This is a genomic window from Ruegeria sp. HKCCD6604 (assembly GCF_013110635.1).
In the GTDB taxonomy this organism is placed as follows: domain Bacteria; phylum Pseudomonadota; class Alphaproteobacteria; order Rhodobacterales; family Rhodobacteraceae; genus Ruegeria.
Genome location: NZ_WVQW01000006.1, coordinates 209,053 through 225,959, shown reverse-complemented (window position 1 = coordinate 225,959; position 16,907 = coordinate 209,053). Strand labels below are relative to the sequence as shown.

Annotated in this window: 17 protein-coding genes; 7 read left to right on the top strand and 10 right to left on the bottom strand. The window is 61.3% G+C overall.

What is annotated here, in order from left to right:
• Window positions 1–36: 36 nt before the first annotated feature.
• Window positions 37–645 (top strand): HdeD family acid-resistance protein, encoded by a 609-nt coding sequence (locus GS614_RS15435; protein ID WP_171205679.1) that lies wholly within the window; start codon window positions 37–39, stop codon window positions 643–645.
• 92 nt (window positions 646–737) lie between these two features.
• On the opposite strand, the gene GS614_RS15430 is transcribed toward GS614_RS15435, so the two are convergent.
• The 4 genes from GS614_RS15430 to meaB all read right to left on the bottom strand — a co-directional run bounded on the left by GS614_RS15430 (window position 738) and on the right by meaB (window position 3,455).
• Window positions 738–1,211: a copper chaperone PCu(A)C gene (locus GS614_RS15430; RefSeq protein ID WP_171117622.1), complete on the bottom strand. Its 474-nt coding sequence runs from the start codon at window positions 1,209–1,211 to the stop codon at window positions 738–740.
• 40 nt (window positions 1,212–1,251) lie between these two features.
• On the bottom strand, window positions 1,252–1,602 hold the full coding sequence (locus GS614_RS15425) for a hypothetical protein (RefSeq protein WP_171726730.1): 351 nt from the start codon (window positions 1,600–1,602) through the stop codon (window positions 1,252–1,254).
• A 407-nt stretch (window positions 1,603–2,009) separates the two neighbouring features.
• Window positions 2,010–2,297 carry a 50S ribosomal protein L28 gene (gene rpmB, locus GS614_RS15420; RefSeq protein ID WP_050603240.1) on the bottom strand — a complete coding sequence of 96 codons (288 nt, stop codon included), beginning with the start codon at window positions 2,295–2,297 and terminating at the stop codon, window positions 2,010–2,012.
• A gap of 186 nt (window positions 2,298–2,483) precedes the next feature.
• Window positions 2,484–3,455 carry a methylmalonyl Co-A mutase-associated GTPase MeaB gene (meaB, locus tag GS614_RS15415; protein ID WP_171726729.1) on the bottom strand — a complete coding sequence of 324 codons (972 nt, stop codon included), beginning with the start codon at window positions 3,453–3,455 and terminating at the stop codon, window positions 2,484–2,486.
• A gap of 187 nt (window positions 3,456–3,642) precedes the next feature.
• Between meaB and hrpB the strand changes: the two genes are divergently transcribed.
• The 3 genes from hrpB to GS614_RS15400 all read left to right on the top strand — a co-directional run bounded on the left by hrpB (window position 3,643) and on the right by GS614_RS15400 (window position 8,308).
• Window positions 3,643–6,117 (top strand): ATP-dependent helicase HrpB, encoded by a 2,475-nt coding sequence (gene hrpB, locus GS614_RS15410; protein ID WP_371809404.1) that lies wholly within the window; start codon window positions 3,643–3,645, stop codon window positions 6,115–6,117.
• Window positions 6,118–6,284: 167 nt separating this feature from the next.
• Complete coding sequence (locus GS614_RS15405) at window positions 6,285–6,743, top strand: NUDIX hydrolase (protein ID WP_152457326.1); 459 nt, start codon at window positions 6,285–6,287, stop codon at window positions 6,741–6,743.
• Between the two features lie 89 nt (window positions 6,744–6,832).
• A complete protein-coding gene (locus tag GS614_RS15400; protein WP_171232542.1) occupies window positions 6,833–8,308 on the top strand; it encodes an inorganic phosphate transporter in 1,476 nt (491 codons plus the stop codon).
• A gap of 9 nt (window positions 8,309–8,317) precedes the next feature.
• On the opposite strand, the gene GS614_RS15395 is transcribed toward GS614_RS15400, so the two are convergent.
• From GS614_RS15395 to GS614_RS15385, 3 genes are all read right to left on the bottom strand, one after another.
• Window positions 8,318–9,292 carry a 2-dehydropantoate 2-reductase gene (locus GS614_RS15395; protein ID WP_171205675.1) on the bottom strand — a complete coding sequence of 325 codons (975 nt, stop codon included), beginning with the start codon at window positions 9,290–9,292 and terminating at the stop codon, window positions 8,318–8,320.
• Between the two features lie 79 nt (window positions 9,293–9,371).
• The gene (locus GS614_RS15390) at window positions 9,372–10,334 is read right to left on the bottom strand and encodes a pirin family protein (RefSeq protein ID WP_171726727.1); all 963 of its coding nucleotides are present in this window, start codon (window positions 10,332–10,334) and stop codon (window positions 9,372–9,374) included.
• Window positions 10,335–10,453: 119 nt separating this feature from the next.
• Window positions 10,454–11,287 carry a phytanoyl-CoA dioxygenase family protein gene (locus GS614_RS15385; protein ID WP_171117609.1) on the bottom strand — a complete coding sequence of 278 codons (834 nt, stop codon included), beginning with the start codon at window positions 11,285–11,287 and terminating at the stop codon, window positions 10,454–10,456.
• Between the two features lie 216 nt (window positions 11,288–11,503).
• Between GS614_RS15385 and GS614_RS15380 the strand changes: the two genes are divergently transcribed.
• Both GS614_RS15380 and GS614_RS15375 read left to right on the top strand, forming a co-directional pair.
• Window positions 11,504–11,992 carry a twin-arginine translocation pathway signal gene (locus tag GS614_RS15380; RefSeq protein ID WP_171726726.1) on the top strand — a complete coding sequence of 163 codons (489 nt, stop codon included), beginning with the start codon at window positions 11,504–11,506 and terminating at the stop codon, window positions 11,990–11,992.
• Between the two features lie 8 nt (window positions 11,993–12,000).
• On the top strand, window positions 12,001–12,597 hold the full coding sequence (locus tag GS614_RS15375) for a ferric reductase-like transmembrane domain-containing protein (RefSeq protein WP_371809407.1): 597 nt from the start codon (window positions 12,001–12,003) through the stop codon (window positions 12,595–12,597).
• On the opposite strand, the gene argF is transcribed toward GS614_RS15375, so the two are convergent.
• Together argF and GS614_RS15365 are read right to left on the bottom strand one after the other, a co-directional pair.
• The gene (gene argF, locus GS614_RS15370; protein ID WP_152457303.1) at window positions 12,594–13,520 is read right to left on the bottom strand and encodes an ornithine carbamoyltransferase; all 927 of its coding nucleotides are present in this window, start codon (window positions 13,518–13,520) and stop codon (window positions 12,594–12,596) included. The genes GS614_RS15375 and argF overlap by 4 nt on opposite strands.
• Window positions 13,521–13,596: 76 nt before the next feature.
• Window positions 13,597–14,784: an aspartate aminotransferase family protein gene (locus tag GS614_RS15365; RefSeq protein WP_171726725.1), complete on the bottom strand. Its 1,188-nt coding sequence runs from the start codon at window positions 14,782–14,784 to the stop codon at window positions 13,597–13,599.
• Window positions 14,785–15,057: 273 nt separating this feature from the next.
• On the opposite strand from GS614_RS15365, the gene GS614_RS15360 reads away from it, so the two are divergent.
• Window positions 15,058–15,942: a DMT family transporter gene (locus GS614_RS15360; RefSeq protein ID WP_171726724.1), complete on the top strand. Its 885-nt coding sequence runs from the start codon at window positions 15,058–15,060 to the stop codon at window positions 15,940–15,942.
• A gap of 75 nt (window positions 15,943–16,017) precedes the next feature.
• Here the strand turns inward: GS614_RS15360 and GS614_RS15355 are convergent, their stop codons facing one another.
• Window positions 16,018–16,821 carry an ABC transporter permease gene (locus GS614_RS15355; protein WP_171170768.1) on the bottom strand — a complete coding sequence of 268 codons (804 nt, stop codon included), beginning with the start codon at window positions 16,819–16,821 and terminating at the stop codon, window positions 16,018–16,020.
• Window positions 16,822–16,907 lie beyond the last annotated feature (86 nt).

Here is a 16,907-nt window from a genome sequence, read left to right as displayed (position 1 = left end):
GGTTAGACTGCCCCCGAAACGACTGGAGGACAAGACATGACGGATCAGGACCCCCGGACTGGTGAAATTCTGGATGAAGGCAGCATGGCCGGGCGCGACATGCTGGGAGAGCAGCTTTCTGGCCTGTGGTGGACCTTTCTGCTGCGCGGAGTATTGGCCGGGCTTGTCGGTATTGCAGCACTGTTCTGGCCGTCTGGCAGCATCGCGTTGCTGCTGCGGCTGGTTGGTGTGCTGCTGATCCTCGATGGTGGCCTGACGCTTTTGGGCGTTGGGCGTCGTGGGGTAATGGGCGGCGCTGCAATCGGCGCGCTTCTGATCGGGCTTGTCCTGCTGATCTGGCCGGAAGGGACGGTCAAACTGGCCTTTTTCCTGATGGGCGCATGGGCGCTGATCATCGGGATCGGCTCGCTGGCGGCATCTGGGCAAATGCACGAGAGAGACCCTCAACGCGGCTCCATGCGCGTTTCGGGTTTTGTCGCGCTTGTGGTCGGACTTGTTTTGATGATCTGGCCAGCGGTCGCGCTTGTTGCGCTGGGATGGGGCATCGCCTTTTCGGCGCTGGCCATTGCCGCGGTCATGTTCTGGCTGGCGTCCCGATTCCGCCAGGCCGGTGACCGTGTTGGTATGAAAACCGTCAACAAATAGCACCAACGGTGGCCGCAGGAACAACAGGCCGGGCAATGCCCGGCCTGACGCATGGATGACGGCCGCAGCGCGGCCTGAAGACAGGCGTTGCCCTAGTTCGAATGAGATCCGTGTCCGCCCATGTCCTGACGCTCCAGATCGACCGGGATTTCGATCTCAACCTCGCCAGCCTTTTCAAAGATCAGCGTCACCGGAACCATGGCGTCCTGCTCGAACGGTTCGGTCAGCCCCATGAACATCACGTGGTCGCCGCCACGTTTCAGCATGTGGGTTTCACCTGCCGGAATGGCAAAGCCTTCCTCGACATGCACCATCTTGGCCACGCCATTGTCGTCGACTTTGTGGGTGTGCAGTTCAACCCGGGCAGCGGCATCCGACGTCACGCCGACCAGACGGTCGTCCGCATCGCCCAGATTCTGGATCATCATGAACGCGGCGCCTGCCTTGGCGGTCTTTCCCGACGACCGGGCATAGGCGTCATCAACTTTGATAGTGCCTTCAGCAAAAGCGGGCATGGCCAGGGTCAAGGCGGCCAGGGTTGCAAACAGAGTAGTTTTGAGGGACATCGTGCCTCTCCTGTACTGTAGGTTTGAAAAAGTAGTGTCTTCAAACACGTACAGGCGGCGCGCGCGCCGGGGTGCCGGGGACCGGCAAGGCGATTTGATTGACCAGATGTCGCAGCGGCGCTATCTGCGCCCGCTCTGGCGCCATAGGCATGGGCGGCTGGGCAACGGCGACCGCGCCCATCAGGGACAGTGCGAAATCCGGGCAGTAATGCGGTGGCGCGGTGGGCTGTCCGTCTTCGTCCATATAGACAACGACCGGACCGGTGCCTGTGCACAACACCATCTGACCCACGGCCCTGTCCATGCCGCGGGACACGGCAAGGCCCTGCCCGGTCAGAACCAAAAGCAGGGACAGAACATAAGGCAGGAATCGTGTTATGGCTGGTCTCATCCTGACCCGGGTATAGGTCACTCGGCAGAGTAGCTTCAAGCGCCAAAGGGTCGCGCTTGAAGCTGGTGTCAGTAATCAATTCCCGGTCTTTTCACCTTGCTTGTATTGAAGCTGGTGTGGGAACGATTCACCCTGCGCTGCATCCGCGTACAAGCCGAAATTGCTTTGCGAAAAACCGCGGCCAGAAACAGGAAAAGGTAGAAACTTTTTAACGTCATAGTGAGGCCCCCGCCTGATGAATGACAGTGACGATAGGTCAGATTCGGCATTCCGTATGTGAAGCAATTCACCAATAGCGGAAAATAATTTCGAAATTGAAAACAGTGTCGGGCTGCAGCGGGCGGCTCAAAACGAAAAAGCCCTGCACCTCAGAGGTGCAGGGCCTGAAAATCAATAAGCGAAAAGGCTTAGGCCGTGGCTTGCGCCTTGGCGATTTCCTTCTTCACTTTCAGTGCGTTCGCCGACAGTTCTTCATCCTTGGCTTTGGCCAGGAATGCGTCCAGACCACCGCGGTGGTCAACCGAACGCAGAGCGGCTGCCGAGATGCGCAGCTTCACGCCCCGGCCCAGGGTCTCGGACTGCAGGGTAACGTCATTCAGGTTCGGCAGGAAACGACGACGAGTTCTGTTTTTGGCATGGCTGACATTGTTGCCAGTCATCGGGCCTTTTCCGGTCAGTTCGCAACGGCGCGACATGGTTTCTTCCTTTGTTTCTGGAGGCCGGGCACAAAGCCCTCGGCCAAATCACAAGGGGCACAACCCGAAGTCGCGCCCGAAAACTGGTTGGATGCGTGTAGTGGGAATCGCAGGAAGGGTCAAGACGGACCGAACGAATTCTTTCATTTTGCGCCCGCCTTTGAAACCTTGCCCCCTTTCACCCCGTCAGCTCAGCGTGCCAAGCAGTTCCTCGGCCGCGCGGGCCGGGTTCAGACGCCCGGCCGAGACTTCGGCGTTCAGGCGTTCCATCTCGGCCTTGGCCTGCGGCGTGTCGAGCCGGGCCAGAAGGGCATGGCGGACTTCCTGATCGAACCAGTATCGCGCCTGGGCGGCCCGGTTGGCTTCCCAGATACCGTTGTCGCGGCGCCACCGAGTCAGGGATTGCATCTCGTCCCAGGCTTGTTCCAGCCCCTGTTCTTCGACCGCTGAAACGGTCATTGCCTTGGGGAAACCTTCAGGATCCTGCGGGCGCTTGCGCAGCAATCGCAACGCACCGGCATAGTCTGCGCATGTCCGGGTCGCCGTGGCCTTCAGGTCGCCATCCGCCTTGTTGATCAGGATGATATCGGCCATCTCCATGATGCCACGTTTGACACCCTGCAATTCGTCCCCACCCGCCGGGGCCAACAGCAACAGAAACAGGTCCGACAATTCGGATACCACCGTTTCGGACTGCCCGACGCCCACGGTTTCAATCAGCACCACGTCATAGCCTGCGGCCTCGCACAGGGCGATGGCCTCGCGGGTCCGTCGGGCAACGCCGCCGAGATGGCTCTGGCTGGGGGAGGGGCGGATAAAGGCGTTCTTCTCGCGGCTCAGGCGTTCCATCCGGGTTTTGTCCCCCAGAATCGAGCCCCCTGAACGGGCAGAGCTGGGATCGACTGCCAGAACCGCGACACGCAGCCCCTGCCCCGTCAGTATCATGCCAAAGCTTTCGATGAAGGTGGACTTGCCCACCCCGGGCGTACCCGACAAACCGATCCGGAGCGCCTGACGCCCCGATCCCGCGAGCTGGGCCAACAGCTCGCTGGCCTGTGCACGATGATCGGCACGATTGCTTTCCACCAGTGTGATCGCGCGGGCCAGCGCCCGGCGCTCGCCCTTCAAAATCCTGTCGCTGAGGCTGTCTGTCTGCATTCTTGTCCCGATCCTAGAGGCAGGAATAGTTGCCGCGCTCGGGGGGCGTTTGTCCAGACCGCAGGTCGCCGGAAATACGATCAAAGCGAAAGCTGCGTCAATTCGTGCGTCGCTTGGCCGTTCAGGGTTGGACCTGCAGCCCCGGTGTCACCAGAACGCGCCGGCGAGAGAACTGGACGACACCAGCATGATCGCGGATAAGAGCCGGATGACGATACGCCTGCCCATCGACGACGCCATTCCCGAACTGCTGGACAGATTGCGCGCGCAGGGTCGCGCGGTATTGCAGGCCCCACCGGGGGCGGGCAAGACCACGCGGGTTCCCCTGGCAATGCTCGAGGCGGGTCTGTGCGATGGCAGGATCGTGATGCTGGAACCCCGGCGGCTGGCGGCCCGGGCCGCGGCCGAGCGGATGGCCGAGACGTTGGGAGAGCGCGCGGGACAGACCGTGGGCTACCGTGTACGTGGCGAGGCGAAAGTGTCGAAAGACACCCGGATCGAGGTGGTGACCGAGGGCATCCTGACCCGGATGCTGCAATCCAACCCGGATCTGCCGGGAATTGGCGCGGTGATTTTCGATGAATTCCACGAACGATCTCTGAACGCCGATCTGGGGCTGGCCTTGTGCCTCGAGGTGACCGACGCATTGCGGGACGATCTGATCCTGCTGGCCATGTCAGCCACGCTGGATGCGGATCCCGTCGGCGCGTTGATGGCGGCCCCTCTGGTCACATCGGACGGGCGCAGCTTTCCGGTTGAGACGCGCTGGCTGGATCGGCCATTGGGGCCGCAAGCGCGACGGTTGGATGCGTTGATCGATCTGGTGGTGCAAGCCGAGCGTGAGACGCGAAAATCCGGCGGCGGAATTCTGGTTTTCCTGCCGGGAGAGGGCGAAATCCGACGCGCCGAAAGCCTTTTGAACAGACGGTTGCCCGACAGTTGCGTGGTGCGCCCGTTATTCGGAGCCATGCCCTTTGCAGCCCAGCGTGCCGCGATTGCCCCGGTGGAACATGGGCGCAAAGTCGTGCTGGCGACGTCGATTGCCGAAACCTCGCTGACGATCCCCGACATCAAGGTCGTGGTGGATATGGGACAGGCCCGGCGGGCTCGGTTCGATCCGGGATCGGGCATGTCCCGGCTGGTGACCGAACGGGTGACCCGGGCCGAGGCCACACAGCGCGCGGGCCGGGCCGGACGGGTGGCCGAAGGGGTGTGTTACCGACTCTGGTCGAAGGGGGAAGACGGTGCCCTGGCCGCCTACCCGCCCGCCGAGATCGAAGCGGCGGACCTGACCGGGCTGGCGCTGGAGCTGTCCCTGTGGGGCGCTGACGCGGCCGATCTTGCCTTTCTGACTCCACCTCCCGAGGGGACGATGGCCGAGGCGCGGGCTTTGCTGACAATGCTGGGCGCACTTGATACCAATTGGCGGATCACCGATCATGGGCGCGCCCTGGCGGCACTGCCCTTGCATCCCCGGTTGGGGCACATGCTTGTGCGGGCCGGTCCGAACGCCGCCCCGTTGGCAGCGTTGATGGCCGAGCGTGACCCCCTTCGCGGTGCGCCGGTGGATATCACCCTGCGGCAAGAGGCGCTGCGCGACCCCCGGGCTTTTCAGCGCAACAGGGTCTGGCAGGTCAACATGGGCGCAGTGGATCGGATCAATGCCGAGACCAGACGTCTGCGGAAACAGGTCAAGGGCGACTCGGTCGATCTGAGCCCCGCCGCCATGGCTGCGCTGGCCTATCCTGACCGCATCGGGCAGCGGCGCAAGGGTGACGCGCCGCGCTATGTGCTGTCAGGGGGGAAAGGCGTTGTTCTGGACAGTGCGGATTCACTGGCTAGCGCTCCGTTTCTGGTCGTCATCGACACGGATGGCAACCCGCGCGAGGCGAAGGTCCGGATGGCCACCCAGATTTCGGAACGCGACATCCGCGATCTGTTCGCGGATCAGATCGGCTGGGTCGAGACGTGCGCCTGGTCCAAGCGCGAGCGGCGGGTCGTGTCGCGGCGGCAAGAGCGGTTCGGCGCGATCACGTTGGACGACCGCATATGGAAGGACGTCCCGGACGACGCCGTGGCCCGCGCGATGCTGGATGGGATACGCGATCTTGGCCTGCGGCTGGAGGGTGCCGTCGCGCGCCTGGCCGCCCGTGTCGAACTGGTGCGCGCCGATGGCGTCGATCTGCCCGATTTTTCGGTCGCAGGCCTGATGGCCGACATGGAGGACTGGTTGCTGCCCATGCTGTCAGGGGTCAAAAGCGCTGAAGACTGGAAGAAATTCGACCTTTTGCCCGCCCTGCGCGCGCGGCTGGACTGGGCGCAGACGCAGGAACTGGACCGGCACGCTCCGGGGTCATTTGAAACGCCGCTGGGGCGCAAGGTGCCAATTGATTACAGCGCGGCCGTGCCGGAAATCTCGGTCCGTTTGCAGGAAGTGTTTGGCGTGACCCAACACCCGGCGATCGGCGGCCAGCCTTTGAAGATCACTCTGCTGTCACCGGCGCAGCGCCCGATCCAAATAACGCGTGACCTGCCCGGTTTCTGGGCGGGCTCTTACGCGGATGTACGCAAGGACATGAGGGCGCAATACCCCAAACACCCCTGGCCCGAAGACCCGACCCAGGCTGATCCCACGCTGAGGGCAAAACGCAGACGTGACTAGAGCCGTCAGCAAAGCCCGAGCCTTGCCCATAATCCACAAAACAACCCAGAAAACCCTCAAAAATCGGCCAAACCCGGCCAAAACTGGAAGGTTTAATTGAAACTCACCATTTCCGTTGTTAAGTCGTATCAACTTTGAAGGCATAGAGTAGACTAACAAAATAGCTGATGAATGCATGGCTGCAAAATATCTGGGAAGAGGTAGGACGACCGCTGTTCCTGCGCCCCCGACGGGTGCAGTTTGCGGCGTTGTGCACCCGCACTTATGACGGGCAGGACCAGGTCTTGCTGATCACCAGCCGTGACACCAAACGCTGGATCATCCCGAAAGGCTGGCCCATCGATGGTTTGAGTGGCGCGGAAACAGCCCTTCAGGAGGCCTGGGAAGAGGCCGGGGTGCGCGCGGATGCGGTTCACGATGAACCCATCGGCCAATTCACCTACGACAAGATCCTCAAAGACGGATCGGCGCAACCGGTATTGACCAATGTCTACAGGATATCGGTGCGTGCGCTGGCCGATGACTTTCCCGAGGCCGATCAGCGCGAGCGCGGCTGGTTTGCGCCGGCTGAAGCTGCCACCCTGGTGCAAGAGCCCGAGCTTCAGGCCTTGTTGCGCAGACTGTAAGGAATTCGCAACATTTCGATGGCACCCAGCTTGCCTGAGCAGCCGGATACCGTTAGTGGCGCACGATCCTTCACTATCTGACCAAGTTCATGTCTGACACGAATCCGAAACCACGCTGGCAAACGTTGGACAGCGACCTGCACCGAATTTCGCGGGTCGAAACCGCCAACATCCATGTCGCGCGCCACCTGCTGGCACCGGGGGTCGCACTGGCCTTCATGGCGCTTGCCGGGCTGACGGCGGCGGTCCTGTTCGGTCGGGCGGATGGCAGCCATGTCGTGGTCGCGGCGGCCGCGTTCGGGGCCTATATGGCGATCAATGTCGGTGCCAATGACGTGGCCAACAACATGGGCCCAGCGGTCGGTGCGAATGTGCTGACCATGGGCGGCGCCATCGTGATTGCCGCCATTGCCGAAAGCGCTGGTGCGTTGCTTGCGGGGGGTGACGTGGTCTCGACCATCTCAAAGGGGATTGTCGACCCCGCCTCGGTGCAAAACAGCGAGGTGTTCATCTGGGCCATGATGGCGGCGCTGATATCTTCGGCCATGTGGGTCAACCTGGCGACCTGGATCGGCGCCCCTGTGTCCACAACGCATTCAGTCGTGGGCGGGGTAATGGGTGCAGGCATTGCAGCAGCGGGCCTGAGCGCGGTGAGCTGGGGCACGATGAGTGCAATTGCAGCCAGCTGGGTGATTTCGCCGATGCTCGGGGGGGCGGTTGCCGCGGCTTTTCTGGCGCTGATCAAGTCGAAAATCCAGAATCAGGACGACAAGATTGCCGCCGCGCGAAAATGGGTACCTATCCTTTTGGCGGTGATGGCGGGGGCCTTTGCCACATACCTGTCCGTCAAAGGCCTGCAACGGATCGTGCATATCGATCCCAAGATGGCCCTGTTGATCGGGTTGGGCGTGGGGCTGCTGACCTGGTCCGTGACCGTCCCGTGGGTCAAACGCAGATCCGAAGGGATGGAGAACCGGACCCGGTCGCTGAAAACGCTGTTTGGCCTGCCGCTTGTGATCTCGGCCACGTTCCTGAGCTTTGCCCACGGCGCAAATGACGTGGCCAATGCGGTCGGCCCACTGGCCGCGATTGTCCACGCGGTCGAGTTCGGAGAGTTCGCCGCGAAAGTTCCAATCCCGCTTTGGGTGATGATCATCGGAGCGTTCGGGATTTCCTTCGGTCTGTTTCTGTTCGGCCCCAGGCTCATCCGGATGGTGGGCCGCCAGATCACCAAGCTGAACCCGATACGCGCCTTTTGCGTCGCCCTGTCGGCGGCGATCACCGTGATTCTGGCCAGCTGGCTTGGCCTGCCGGTCAGTTCGACCCATATCGCCGTTGGTGCCGTCTTTGGCGTCGGCTTCTACCGCGAGTGGGATTCCGAGCGCCGGCGCAAGCGGGGAAAGCTTCAACGCACAGCACAACACCTTGCCCCGGAAGAATACCGCCGTCGCAAGCTGGTACGGCGGTCGCATTTCATGACCATCGTGGCCGCGTGGATTGTCACCGTGCCCGCCGCCGCAACCATGTCGGCCGTCATTTACTGGGTGCTGACCGCGTTCGCCTGAGGGTTGACGTCAGAGCCTGATCTGTTCCGGCGACAACGGGTGATCGGGTGCATGTTTGATCAGGTCGGACACCTGCGTGCAGATGGGTGTCGGCACTCCGGTTTCGTGACCCATCCGGATGATGTGACCTTGCAGGCTGTCAATTTCCGTTTGCCGCTCGGCCATGAGGTCATAGGCCATGGACGTTCGCGCGCTCGGGTCGATTGTCAGCATCCGGGCCGCGATGCGGGTAAACAGCGGTGTCGGCAGCCGCAGAATATGCGGGGTCATCCATGCCGGAAGCGGTGTGGTCGAGGCCACGGGATGACCCGCCGCCTTGAGGACGGTCAGCGCCTCGGACATCTGATCCGCCATGAGATTGCGCCAGTCGCGGTTCATCAGCTGATCCACCAGCGTGAGGCCAGACAAGGCATTGAGCGCATTGTTCAGGTTGATCACCAGCTTGCCCCATTGCACGGCTTCGATCTGGTCGCTGGATATGACGGGAAGGTCTGCGCTGCTCAGCTGCGCGGCCAGATCACCAGCGCCGCTTTGGATGACGATCTCTCCGGACGTGGCCCGATGATAGGTGGCGGGGGCAGTCGGCACCACGTTGAACGGAACCATTCCGGCGCGTATGTCGCGCCCGGGAAGGGCATTGCGCAATGTTGCGGCAGCTTCGATACCGTTTTGCCAGGACAGGATCGGGGCATCCTGCCGCGCAAAGCGCTCAATTTGCTCGGCCATGTCTGCGGTTGCACCCGATTTGACGGTGACGATGACCAGTTCGGCCTGATCCAGACAGGCCGGATCTTCGCTGAGCGTCAGGCCCCCGGTCGGAATCGTGACGTCAAGGCCATCAAAGTCAGTGACCTTCAGCCCGTGCTCTCGGATCGGGTCCAGCACACGGGCGCGGCCCAGCAAGGTCACGGAGTGCCCCGACCGGGCCAGCAAAGCACCACAGTAACAGCCGATGCTGCCCGCGCCTGCAAGGACAAGTTTCATGATACCCCCTCCGGTACACCCGAAAAGGATCACCGCAAACGTCCCGTGACACAAGCCCGCTTGCCCCCGACGTCACGCGCTAGCGGGCCAGCCGGGGTTTGGTGCGCTCAAGCTCTTTGGAAATAGGGATAAATTCCTGATCGTCACCCGGAGGCAGTTGAAATGCACCATTGGCCCAATCGGCGCTTTTCCACTCACGGGTTGCGGTTTCGATCTTTTCCTTCGAAGACGAAACGAAATTCCACCAGATGTAGCGGTCTTCATTCAGGGTCGCTCCGCCCAGCAGCATCAGCCGCGCGCCCAGCGCACCGGCCTTGACAGACAGCTTGTCCCCGGGCCGGAACACCATCATGCGGCCCTCGTCAAACCTGTCGCCCGCGATTTCGACCGAACCTTGCGTAACATAGACACCGCGATCTTCGTGGTCATCAGGCAGAGGGAAAGACGCGCCGGGTTCCAATTGCACGTCGAGATAGAAGGTTTCGGACAGCATCGTGACCGGGCTGGTCTCACCATAGGCTGAACCCAGGATCAACCGGGCGCTGACGCCTGAATCCTGAATATGCGGCAACGCGGCCTGTTTGTGATGTTCGAAATCCGGGGCCATATCCTCATGCGCTTCGGGCAAGGCGATCCAGGTCTGAATGCCGAACAGGCTGTGTTTCCTGCCGCGTGTTTCGTCACTGGTGCGCTCGGAATGGGTGACACCACGCCCTGCAACCATCCAGTTGACCTCGCCGGGATAGATCATCTGATGTGTGCCAAGGCTGTCGCGGTGCTCGAATTCGCCCTGGTACAGATAGGTGACCGTGCCCAGTCCGATATGGGGGTGGGGCCGCACGTCGATGCCGCCTTCGGTGATGAATTCAACGGGGCCCATTTGATCGAAAAAGATGAACGGGCCCACCAACTGTCGTTTTACCGAAGGCAACGCGCGGCGCACTTCGAACCCTCCCAAGTCACGGGCACGCGGGATGATTAATGTGTCCAGCGCCGGATTCTCCGAGATGCAGTCCGGATTGTGTGTCGGGTTCCAACTCATTTCAGCTCTCCCTTCGTTGCAGATGGTCAGGCCACCCGCGTTCACTCAGGTAAGAAATAGCCACGCAAAGCAGCCCATAAAGTGCACAATCGCACAGATTGAGTGCGGCGCCGTTCCAATCAACGCGGCCAGAGTTGCGGGAAAAACGGCCCGTCAATCCGATCCCCCTCGCCATAGCCTGCCGCCTCGAACTGCGCGCGCTCGTCCTTGGCCCAGTCGCCGCGATACCGGATGACACCATCAGGTGCCGTCATGCGAAGGGTGAAGCGCCGCACCGTTTCCGACGGCGTGGTCGAGGACAGCCCGCCATGCAGCGTTCGCATGTCGAAAAAGATACAATCCCCAAGCTCCAGATCCCATTGCAGCAGCTCATACGCGCCGGGGTCGGAATTGACATCGGGTGGCGGGTGATAGGTCAGCCCGGCGACTTCGGTGGGCTCATAGCTGGGATGTCCATCGGCAAACCGCACCCGCATGAACAGCTTGTCCCATAGGTGTGAGCCTTTCACGAATGCGATGCCGTTTTCCTTGGTCACGGGTTCCAGCGGCAGCCAAAGGACGCACATCGTGCCTTCGAAGTCGAAGTAAGACAGGTCCTGATGGAAGGGCGGGCGCGAGGTCGAGCCGGCCTCGCGCAGGAACCAGTTGTCCATGACAAGGTTGATGGATGGCGCCCCCAGCAACCCGGCAGCAAGTGGTGCGCATGGGGACTTGTGAACAAATTCGTTGAATTGCGGGATTTTGTTCCAGGCCCAGTAGTCTTCGTAATAGCCCGGGGCGTTCGGATCCTTGGTATGACGGGTGAAATTATCGGTCGGCGTGTCAAGGTCGGCGTCGATACCTGCGCGCAGCAATGACAACCAGTCGGATGAGAATTTCGACCGCAGAACAACAGCACCATCGCGTTGGAAGGCGGCAATGTCTTCCTGTGTAACCAGATCTGCTGTCGTCATGGAATGATCATCCCGATGTGGTTCGGTGGCCCAGAGCATCGCACCACGCACCGCCAGAGGTCAAAGAGATTCGTTTCGACAACCCGGAATCACTCACAGAACCGTGAAGGCACGGGGATCCTACCGCGCACGGCCTCGGATTTTGAAAGAAACATGCTATGTTTCAGATGGAAGCCGCAGACTGACAAGATTGGATCGCGTATTGGAGGTTTCTCGATGACAGATGCGTTGCTGTCCCGTCGTTCCCTGATCACCCAAGGTGTTGCCGTTTTGGCGACCGGCGCCACAGGGCTTTTGGTGCCTGTTCGCGCAGCCGGGATTGCGCCGACGCCTTCAATGCGGGGCGGATCAAACAACTATCGCCCCGGCGCGCCGATCGTGGACCGGATCGGTGGCGGCGGGTTCTGGATGACAGGCACCGTACGAAGGGCAGGCGATGGCGCACCCCTGCCCGGCCAGCGCATTCAGATCTGGGCCCATACCACAGAAGGGCACGAGCGTGACCCGCAAAGCCATGGGGCGACCTTGACGGATGAAAAGGGTGAATTCCGCCTGGAAATGCCGCAGATCGTTCCTGCATTCGGTCAACCGCACGGGCATCTGGCCTATGACAGCGGCGCGTTCGAAACCGTGTTCCTGCGGCCTGTGATGTCCAGTTCCAAAGACAAGACACTGGCTGCGCATTTCGTGTTGCAACCGCTCTGATCCCGGTGATCCGAACCGGTGTCATTTGGGCGACCCTGATCGCCGCCCTTGCGATTCCTCTGATCGCTGCAGCGGGCAGCCCGTATCTTGCCTGGCGCGATCCAGCCTATATCCTCGGCGGGTTTGCCGGAATTCTGAGCTTGGGTCTGCTGTTTCTGCAACCGCTTCTGGCCGGAAGATACCTTCCGGGCCTATCCGCAGTGATGAGCCGCCACATTCACCGCTGGATCGGCCTGACCCTGGTGCTGGCGATTGTGGTCCATGTCGCGGGGTTGTGGCTTACCAGCCCGCCGGATGTGGTGGATGCGTTGTTGTTCGTATCGCCAACGCCGTTCTCGGCCTGGGGTGTCATTGCCATGTGGGCCGCTTTCGGGGCGGCCCTGTTAGGGGTCTTCCGCAAACGTCTGCGCCAGCGCTTTCGTCTTTGGCGGCTGAGCCACACCGCACTGGCCGGGGTGACGATTGTCGGCAGCCTTGTTCACGCCATGCTAATCGAAGGCACGATGGAAATCGTGACCAAAACAGCGCTTTGCGCACTGGTCCTCTTGGCGAGCGCAAGTACGCTCGCCAAATTGAAAGTTTGGGATATCCGTCGACGCCCTTAGACGCCCAGGCACCAGCGCATCACCGCCTTTTGTGCATGCAGACGGTTTTCGGCTTCATCAAAAATGACCGAGTTCGGTCCATCCATGACCTCGGAGGTCGCTTCTTCCTCGCGGTGGGCCGGCAGGCAATGCATGAACAGCGCATCCGGTTTGGCATGCGACATGAGTTCAGCATTGACCTGATATGGGCGCAGCATGTTGTGGCGGCGCTCTTTGGCCGACTGGGAATCATGCATCGAAACCCAGGTATCCGCGACGACGAGGTCCGCGCCTTCCACCGCTTTGTGCGGATCCCTTTCGATCACGATTTTCGAACCTTTTTGACGGGCAAACCCCATGAACTCCTCTTCCGGGTCAAGCTGAGCCGGTCCGGTGAAGGTTAGATCGAATCCGAATTGACCGGCGGCGTGCAGGAAGGAAGCACAAACGTTGTTGCCATCGCCGGTCCAGACCACCTTTTTGCCAGCGATGGGGCCGCGATGTTCCTCGAATGTCAGAACGTCGGCCATGATCTGGCAGGGATGGGTGCGGTCGGTCAGGCCGTTGATCACCGGCACGTCCGAGTATTCGGCCATTTCGGTCAGGATGGTTTCATCAAAGGTGCGGATCATGATCATGTCGACATAGCGCGACAGCACGCGGGCGGTGTCGGCGATGGTTTCGCCGTGACCCAGCTGCATGTCCTTGCCGGAGAGCACCATGGTCTGCCCGCCCATCTGGCGCACGCCCACATCGAAAGACACGCGCGTCCGCGTCGAAGGCTTTTCGAAGATCAGCGCCACCATGCGATCTTTCAGCGGCTGTTCGTCGTCAGGGGCGGCCTTGGGGCGACCCAAACGCGCCTGTTTCATCACGCCCGCCTGATCGATCATGGCCCGCAGATCGGTGGAATCGGTTTTGTGGATATCAAGAAAATGGTTCATGTCGGTTCGTTTCCTGGCTGTCGGTTGCCGGTGGCGCTGCCCCCGGACCCCCGGGGTATTTGGGAAAAGATGAAAATCAGGCGGTTTGGAGCTGGGTCTCGATCTGCCGGGCGGCCTTGTCGAGGCGGATAATGGCCTGAGCGATATCGTCCTCGGTCAGCGTGAGGGGCGGCAGCAGGCGGATCACGTTGTCGGCGGCGGGAACGGTGATGACGAGGTTGTCATAACCTGCATTGACCACGTCGATATTGGCAGGCTTGCACTTGAGGCCGAGCATCAGGCCCGATCCGCGCACCTCTTCGAACACCTCAGGGTGATCGGCGTTCAGGGCTTCGAGCTTTTGGCGCAGCAGGCCCGCCTTGCGGTTGACGCTTTCCAAAAAGGCGGGTGTTGCCACATGATCGATCACCGCGCAGCCCACCGCGCAGCCCAGCGGGTTGCCGCCATAGGTCGAACCGTGGGTGCCTGCGGTCATGCCGGATGCCGCGTCCTCGGTCGCCAGCACGGCCCCCAGCGGGAAACCCCCGCCGATGCCCTTGGCGACCATCATGATATCAGGGGTGATCCCAGCCCATTCATGGGCAAAGAGCTTGCCTGTCCGGCCGACGCCGCACTGGACTTCATCAAGGATCAGCAGCAGCCCGTTGTCGTCGCAGATCTGACGCAGTGCCTTGAGTTCGGCGTCGGGGACGGGGCGAATACCGCCCTCGCCTTGGATGGGCTCGATCAGGATCGCGGCGGTCTTGTCGGTGATGGCGTCGGTCACGCCGTCGAGGTCTCCGAATGCCACATGCACGAAACCCGGCAGCAGAGGGCCGAAGCCCTTGGTCATTTTCTCGGACCCGGCAGCAGCGATGCCGGCTGACGACCGGCCGTGGAAGGAACCGTCGAAAGTGATGATCTCGACCCGCTCGGGCTGATCTTTGTCATAGAAATACTTGCGGGCCATTTTCACGGCCAGTTCGCAGGATTCCGTGCCGGAGTTCGTGAAGAAAACCGTATCGGCAAAACTGTGTTCCACCAGCTTGTCAGCCAAGGCCTGTTGCTGAGGGATGTTGTACAGGTTCGAGACATGCCACAGCGCATGGGCCTGGTCAGTCAGCGCGGCGACCAATGCCGGATGGGCATGGCCCAGTGCGTTCACGGCGATCCCTGCGCCGAGGTCCAGGAAACGTCGGCCATCCGCCTCGGTCAGCCAGGCGCCTTCGCCCTTTACGAAGGTCAGGGGCGCACGGTTATAGGTCGGCAGAACGGACGGGATCATGGGATCATCCTTTTCAGGTAGTATGAGCCTCGTGAGTGATACACGAAGGCCCTGTTCGTCAACAATTTTGGTGAGGTCTGTGCCGATTTGCCGGGCACACGAGATCAAACAGGCCGGTTACGCAGAGATGCGTCGGCGTCGGAGCAGTTGGATATGCACATGTTTGATCATGGCCGACCGTATAGCGATGCTTGCGCAGGTTGGGAAGCCGGTATTTTGCAAGGATCGAATTTTGCCCTTGCCAAAGCCTGTGCAACCGCGCACCGCTTGGCCATGTTCGAACCCAAGCACCACAATCCACCGCTTGCCGCTGCGCTGATTTTTGTCGCCACCGCCTTTATCGCGGCGACGACGCTGCTGGCCAAGGCGCTGGGGACGGATGCGTTGGGCCCGCCCTTGCACGCCATGCAGATCAGTCACGGGCGGTTTCTGTTTGCCCTGCTTGCGATTTTGCTGGCTGTTGCAACTTTGCGGCCCCGGTTGGTGCGGCCCCATTGGGGGCTTCACGTCGGGCGGACCAGTTTTGGCTGGGCGGGGGTGACATTGATGTTCGCATCGGTTGCCTTCATTCCGATGGCGGATGCGACGGCCATATCCTTTCTGAACCCTGTCTTTGGTATGGTGCTGGCCATTCCGCTGCTGCACGAACGGGTCGGCCCATGGCGCTGGCTGGCGGCGGCTGTCGCCTTGACGGGCGCGATGATCCTGCTGCGCCCGACCCCCGCCAGCTTTCAGCCCGCCGCCCTTCTGGCGCTGGCGGCGGCTGCTCTGATCGGGATGGAGCTGATTTTCATCAAAAAGCTGTCCGGGCGCGAGCCACCGATGCAGATCCTGCTGATCAACAACGCGATGGGTTTGCTGATCGCCACTTTGGCCGTCGGCTTCGTCTTTCAGATGCCGACCCCACAGCAGTGGGCGGCATTGGTGGGGATCGGCGTTCTGATGGCCTGCGCGCAGGCCTGTTTCGTCAACGGCATGGCGCGGGCGGATGCATCCTTTGTGGCCCCTATCAGCTATGCCACGCTGATCTTTGCCGCCCTTTACGACTTTGCGGTCTTTGATGTGATCCCCGACTGGATCAGTCTGGTCGGATCTGCGACCATCCTGGCCGGCGGGCTGATCCTGGTCTGGCGAGAGGCGGTGCGGCGCCGCGCCTGAGAGCCTGCCCCGCACGGCGGGAACGGGTGGGTCTGTATCCCGGCCCTTGCAACCGGCCGCGATGGCCGGGCCGCGCTAAGCCTTGAGGCGATATCCGGTGCGCAGCATCAGCCAGGTGATGGCTCCGATCACGAGTGTCGCAAACGTACAGACCGCCATCCCCAGCCACGGAGAGCTGTCGGACACTCCGATCATTCCATAGCGCAAACCATCGATCAGATAGAACACCGGGTTCAGGTGGGTCAGGCGGTTCAGCACGGGCGGCAGCGCCTCGACCGAGTAGAACGTACCCGACAGGAAGGCCAGCGGCGTGACGATAAAGTTGGTGATTGCTGCCATCTGGTCGAACTTGTTGGCGAAGATACCGGCAAACAGGCCCAACGCGCCCATGAATGCCCCACCCAGAACAACAAAGGTAAGCGCGATCAGGGGGTGCTGAGGCGCAATGGAGAGCAAGACCAAGAACGCAATCGAGATCACCAGTGCGATCATCACGCCTCGGGCAATGCCACCCGCGAGATAGCCCAGCAGAATCTCGAGCGGTGACAGCGGTGGCATCAGGGTATCAACGATATTGCCCTGCACCTTGGCGATCACCATCGAGGACGAGGTGTTGGCAAAGGCATTCTGTATCACCGTCATCATCATGATCCCCGGCGCCAGAAACATCACAAACGGCACACCCATGACATCGGGCCGGCTGGGTCCGATGGCGATGGTGAAGATCAACAGGAACAGCCCCGCCGTAACCAGAGGTGCCAGAACCGTCTGCGTCCAGACGGCCAGAAAACGCAGGGTTTCGCGCTGCGCCAGCGTGTACAGGCCCATCCAGTTGACTGCTCCGAAGCGACGCGCGGTCTGATCTGCGGGATTTTGCATGATTTGCCCTCAACCTGATTCGAAGACAGCTTGTAACTCGGGCAGCAGTGTTTAGAATAGGGGGCTGAGACGAATTCCCAAGGCGG

What these genes read in the sequence shown, in the direction of transcription:
- GS614_RS15365 (WP_171726725.1), bottom strand. Translation starts at nt 14,784, where the DNA reads ATGATCCCGTCCGTTCTGCCGACCTATAACCGTGCGCCCCTGACCTTC.
- GS614_RS15355 (WP_171170768.1), bottom strand. Translation starts at nt 16,821, where the DNA reads ATGCAAAATCCCGCAGATCAGACCGCGCGTCGCTTCGGAGCAGTCAAC.
- GS614_RS15400 (WP_171232542.1), top strand. Translation starts at nt 6,833, where the DNA reads ATGTCTGACACGAATCCGAAACCACGCTGGCAAACGTTGGACAGCGAC.
- GS614_RS15385 (WP_171117609.1), bottom strand. Translation starts at nt 11,287, where the DNA reads ATGACGACAGCAGATCTGGTTACACAGGAAGACATTGCCGCCTTCCAA.
- GS614_RS15380 (WP_171726726.1), top strand. Translation starts at nt 11,504, where the DNA reads ATGACAGATGCGTTGCTGTCCCGTCGTTCCCTGATCACCCAAGGTGTT.
- GS614_RS15395 (WP_171205675.1), bottom strand. Translation starts at nt 9,292, where the DNA reads ATGAAACTTGTCCTTGCAGGCGCGGGCAGCATCGGCTGTTACTGTGGT.
- argF (WP_152457303.1), bottom strand. Translation starts at nt 13,520, where the DNA reads ATGAACCATTTTCTTGATATCCACAAAACCGATTCCACCGATCTGCGG.
- GS614_RS15405 (WP_152457326.1), top strand. Translation starts at nt 6,285, where the DNA reads ATGAATGCATGGCTGCAAAATATCTGGGAAGAGGTAGGACGACCGCTG.
- GS614_RS15430 (WP_171117622.1), bottom strand. Translation starts at nt 1,211, where the DNA reads ATGTCCCTCAAAACTACTCTGTTTGCAACCCTGGCCGCCTTGACCCTG.
- hrpB (WP_371809404.1), top strand. Translation starts at nt 3,643, where the DNA reads ATGATCGCGGATAAGAGCCGGATGACGATACGCCTGCCCATCGACGAC.
- GS614_RS15390 (WP_171726727.1), bottom strand. Translation starts at nt 10,334, where the DNA reads ATGAGTTGGAACCCGACACACAATCCGGACTGCATCTCGGAGAATCCG.
- GS614_RS15360 (WP_171726724.1), top strand. Translation starts at nt 15,058, where the DNA reads ATGTTCGAACCCAAGCACCACAATCCACCGCTTGCCGCTGCGCTGATT.
- meaB (WP_171726729.1), bottom strand. Translation starts at nt 3,455, where the DNA reads ATGCAGACAGACAGCCTCAGCGACAGGATTTTGAAGGGCGAGCGCCGG.
- GS614_RS15425 (WP_171726730.1), bottom strand. Translation starts at nt 1,602, where the DNA reads ATGAGACCAGCCATAACACGATTCCTGCCTTATGTTCTGTCCCTGCTT.
- rpmB (WP_050603240.1), bottom strand. Translation starts at nt 2,297, where the DNA reads ATGTCGCGCCGTTGCGAACTGACCGGAAAAGGCCCGATGACTGGCAAC.
- GS614_RS15435 (WP_171205679.1), top strand. Translation starts at nt 37, where the DNA reads ATGACGGATCAGGACCCCCGGACTGGTGAAATTCTGGATGAAGGCAGC.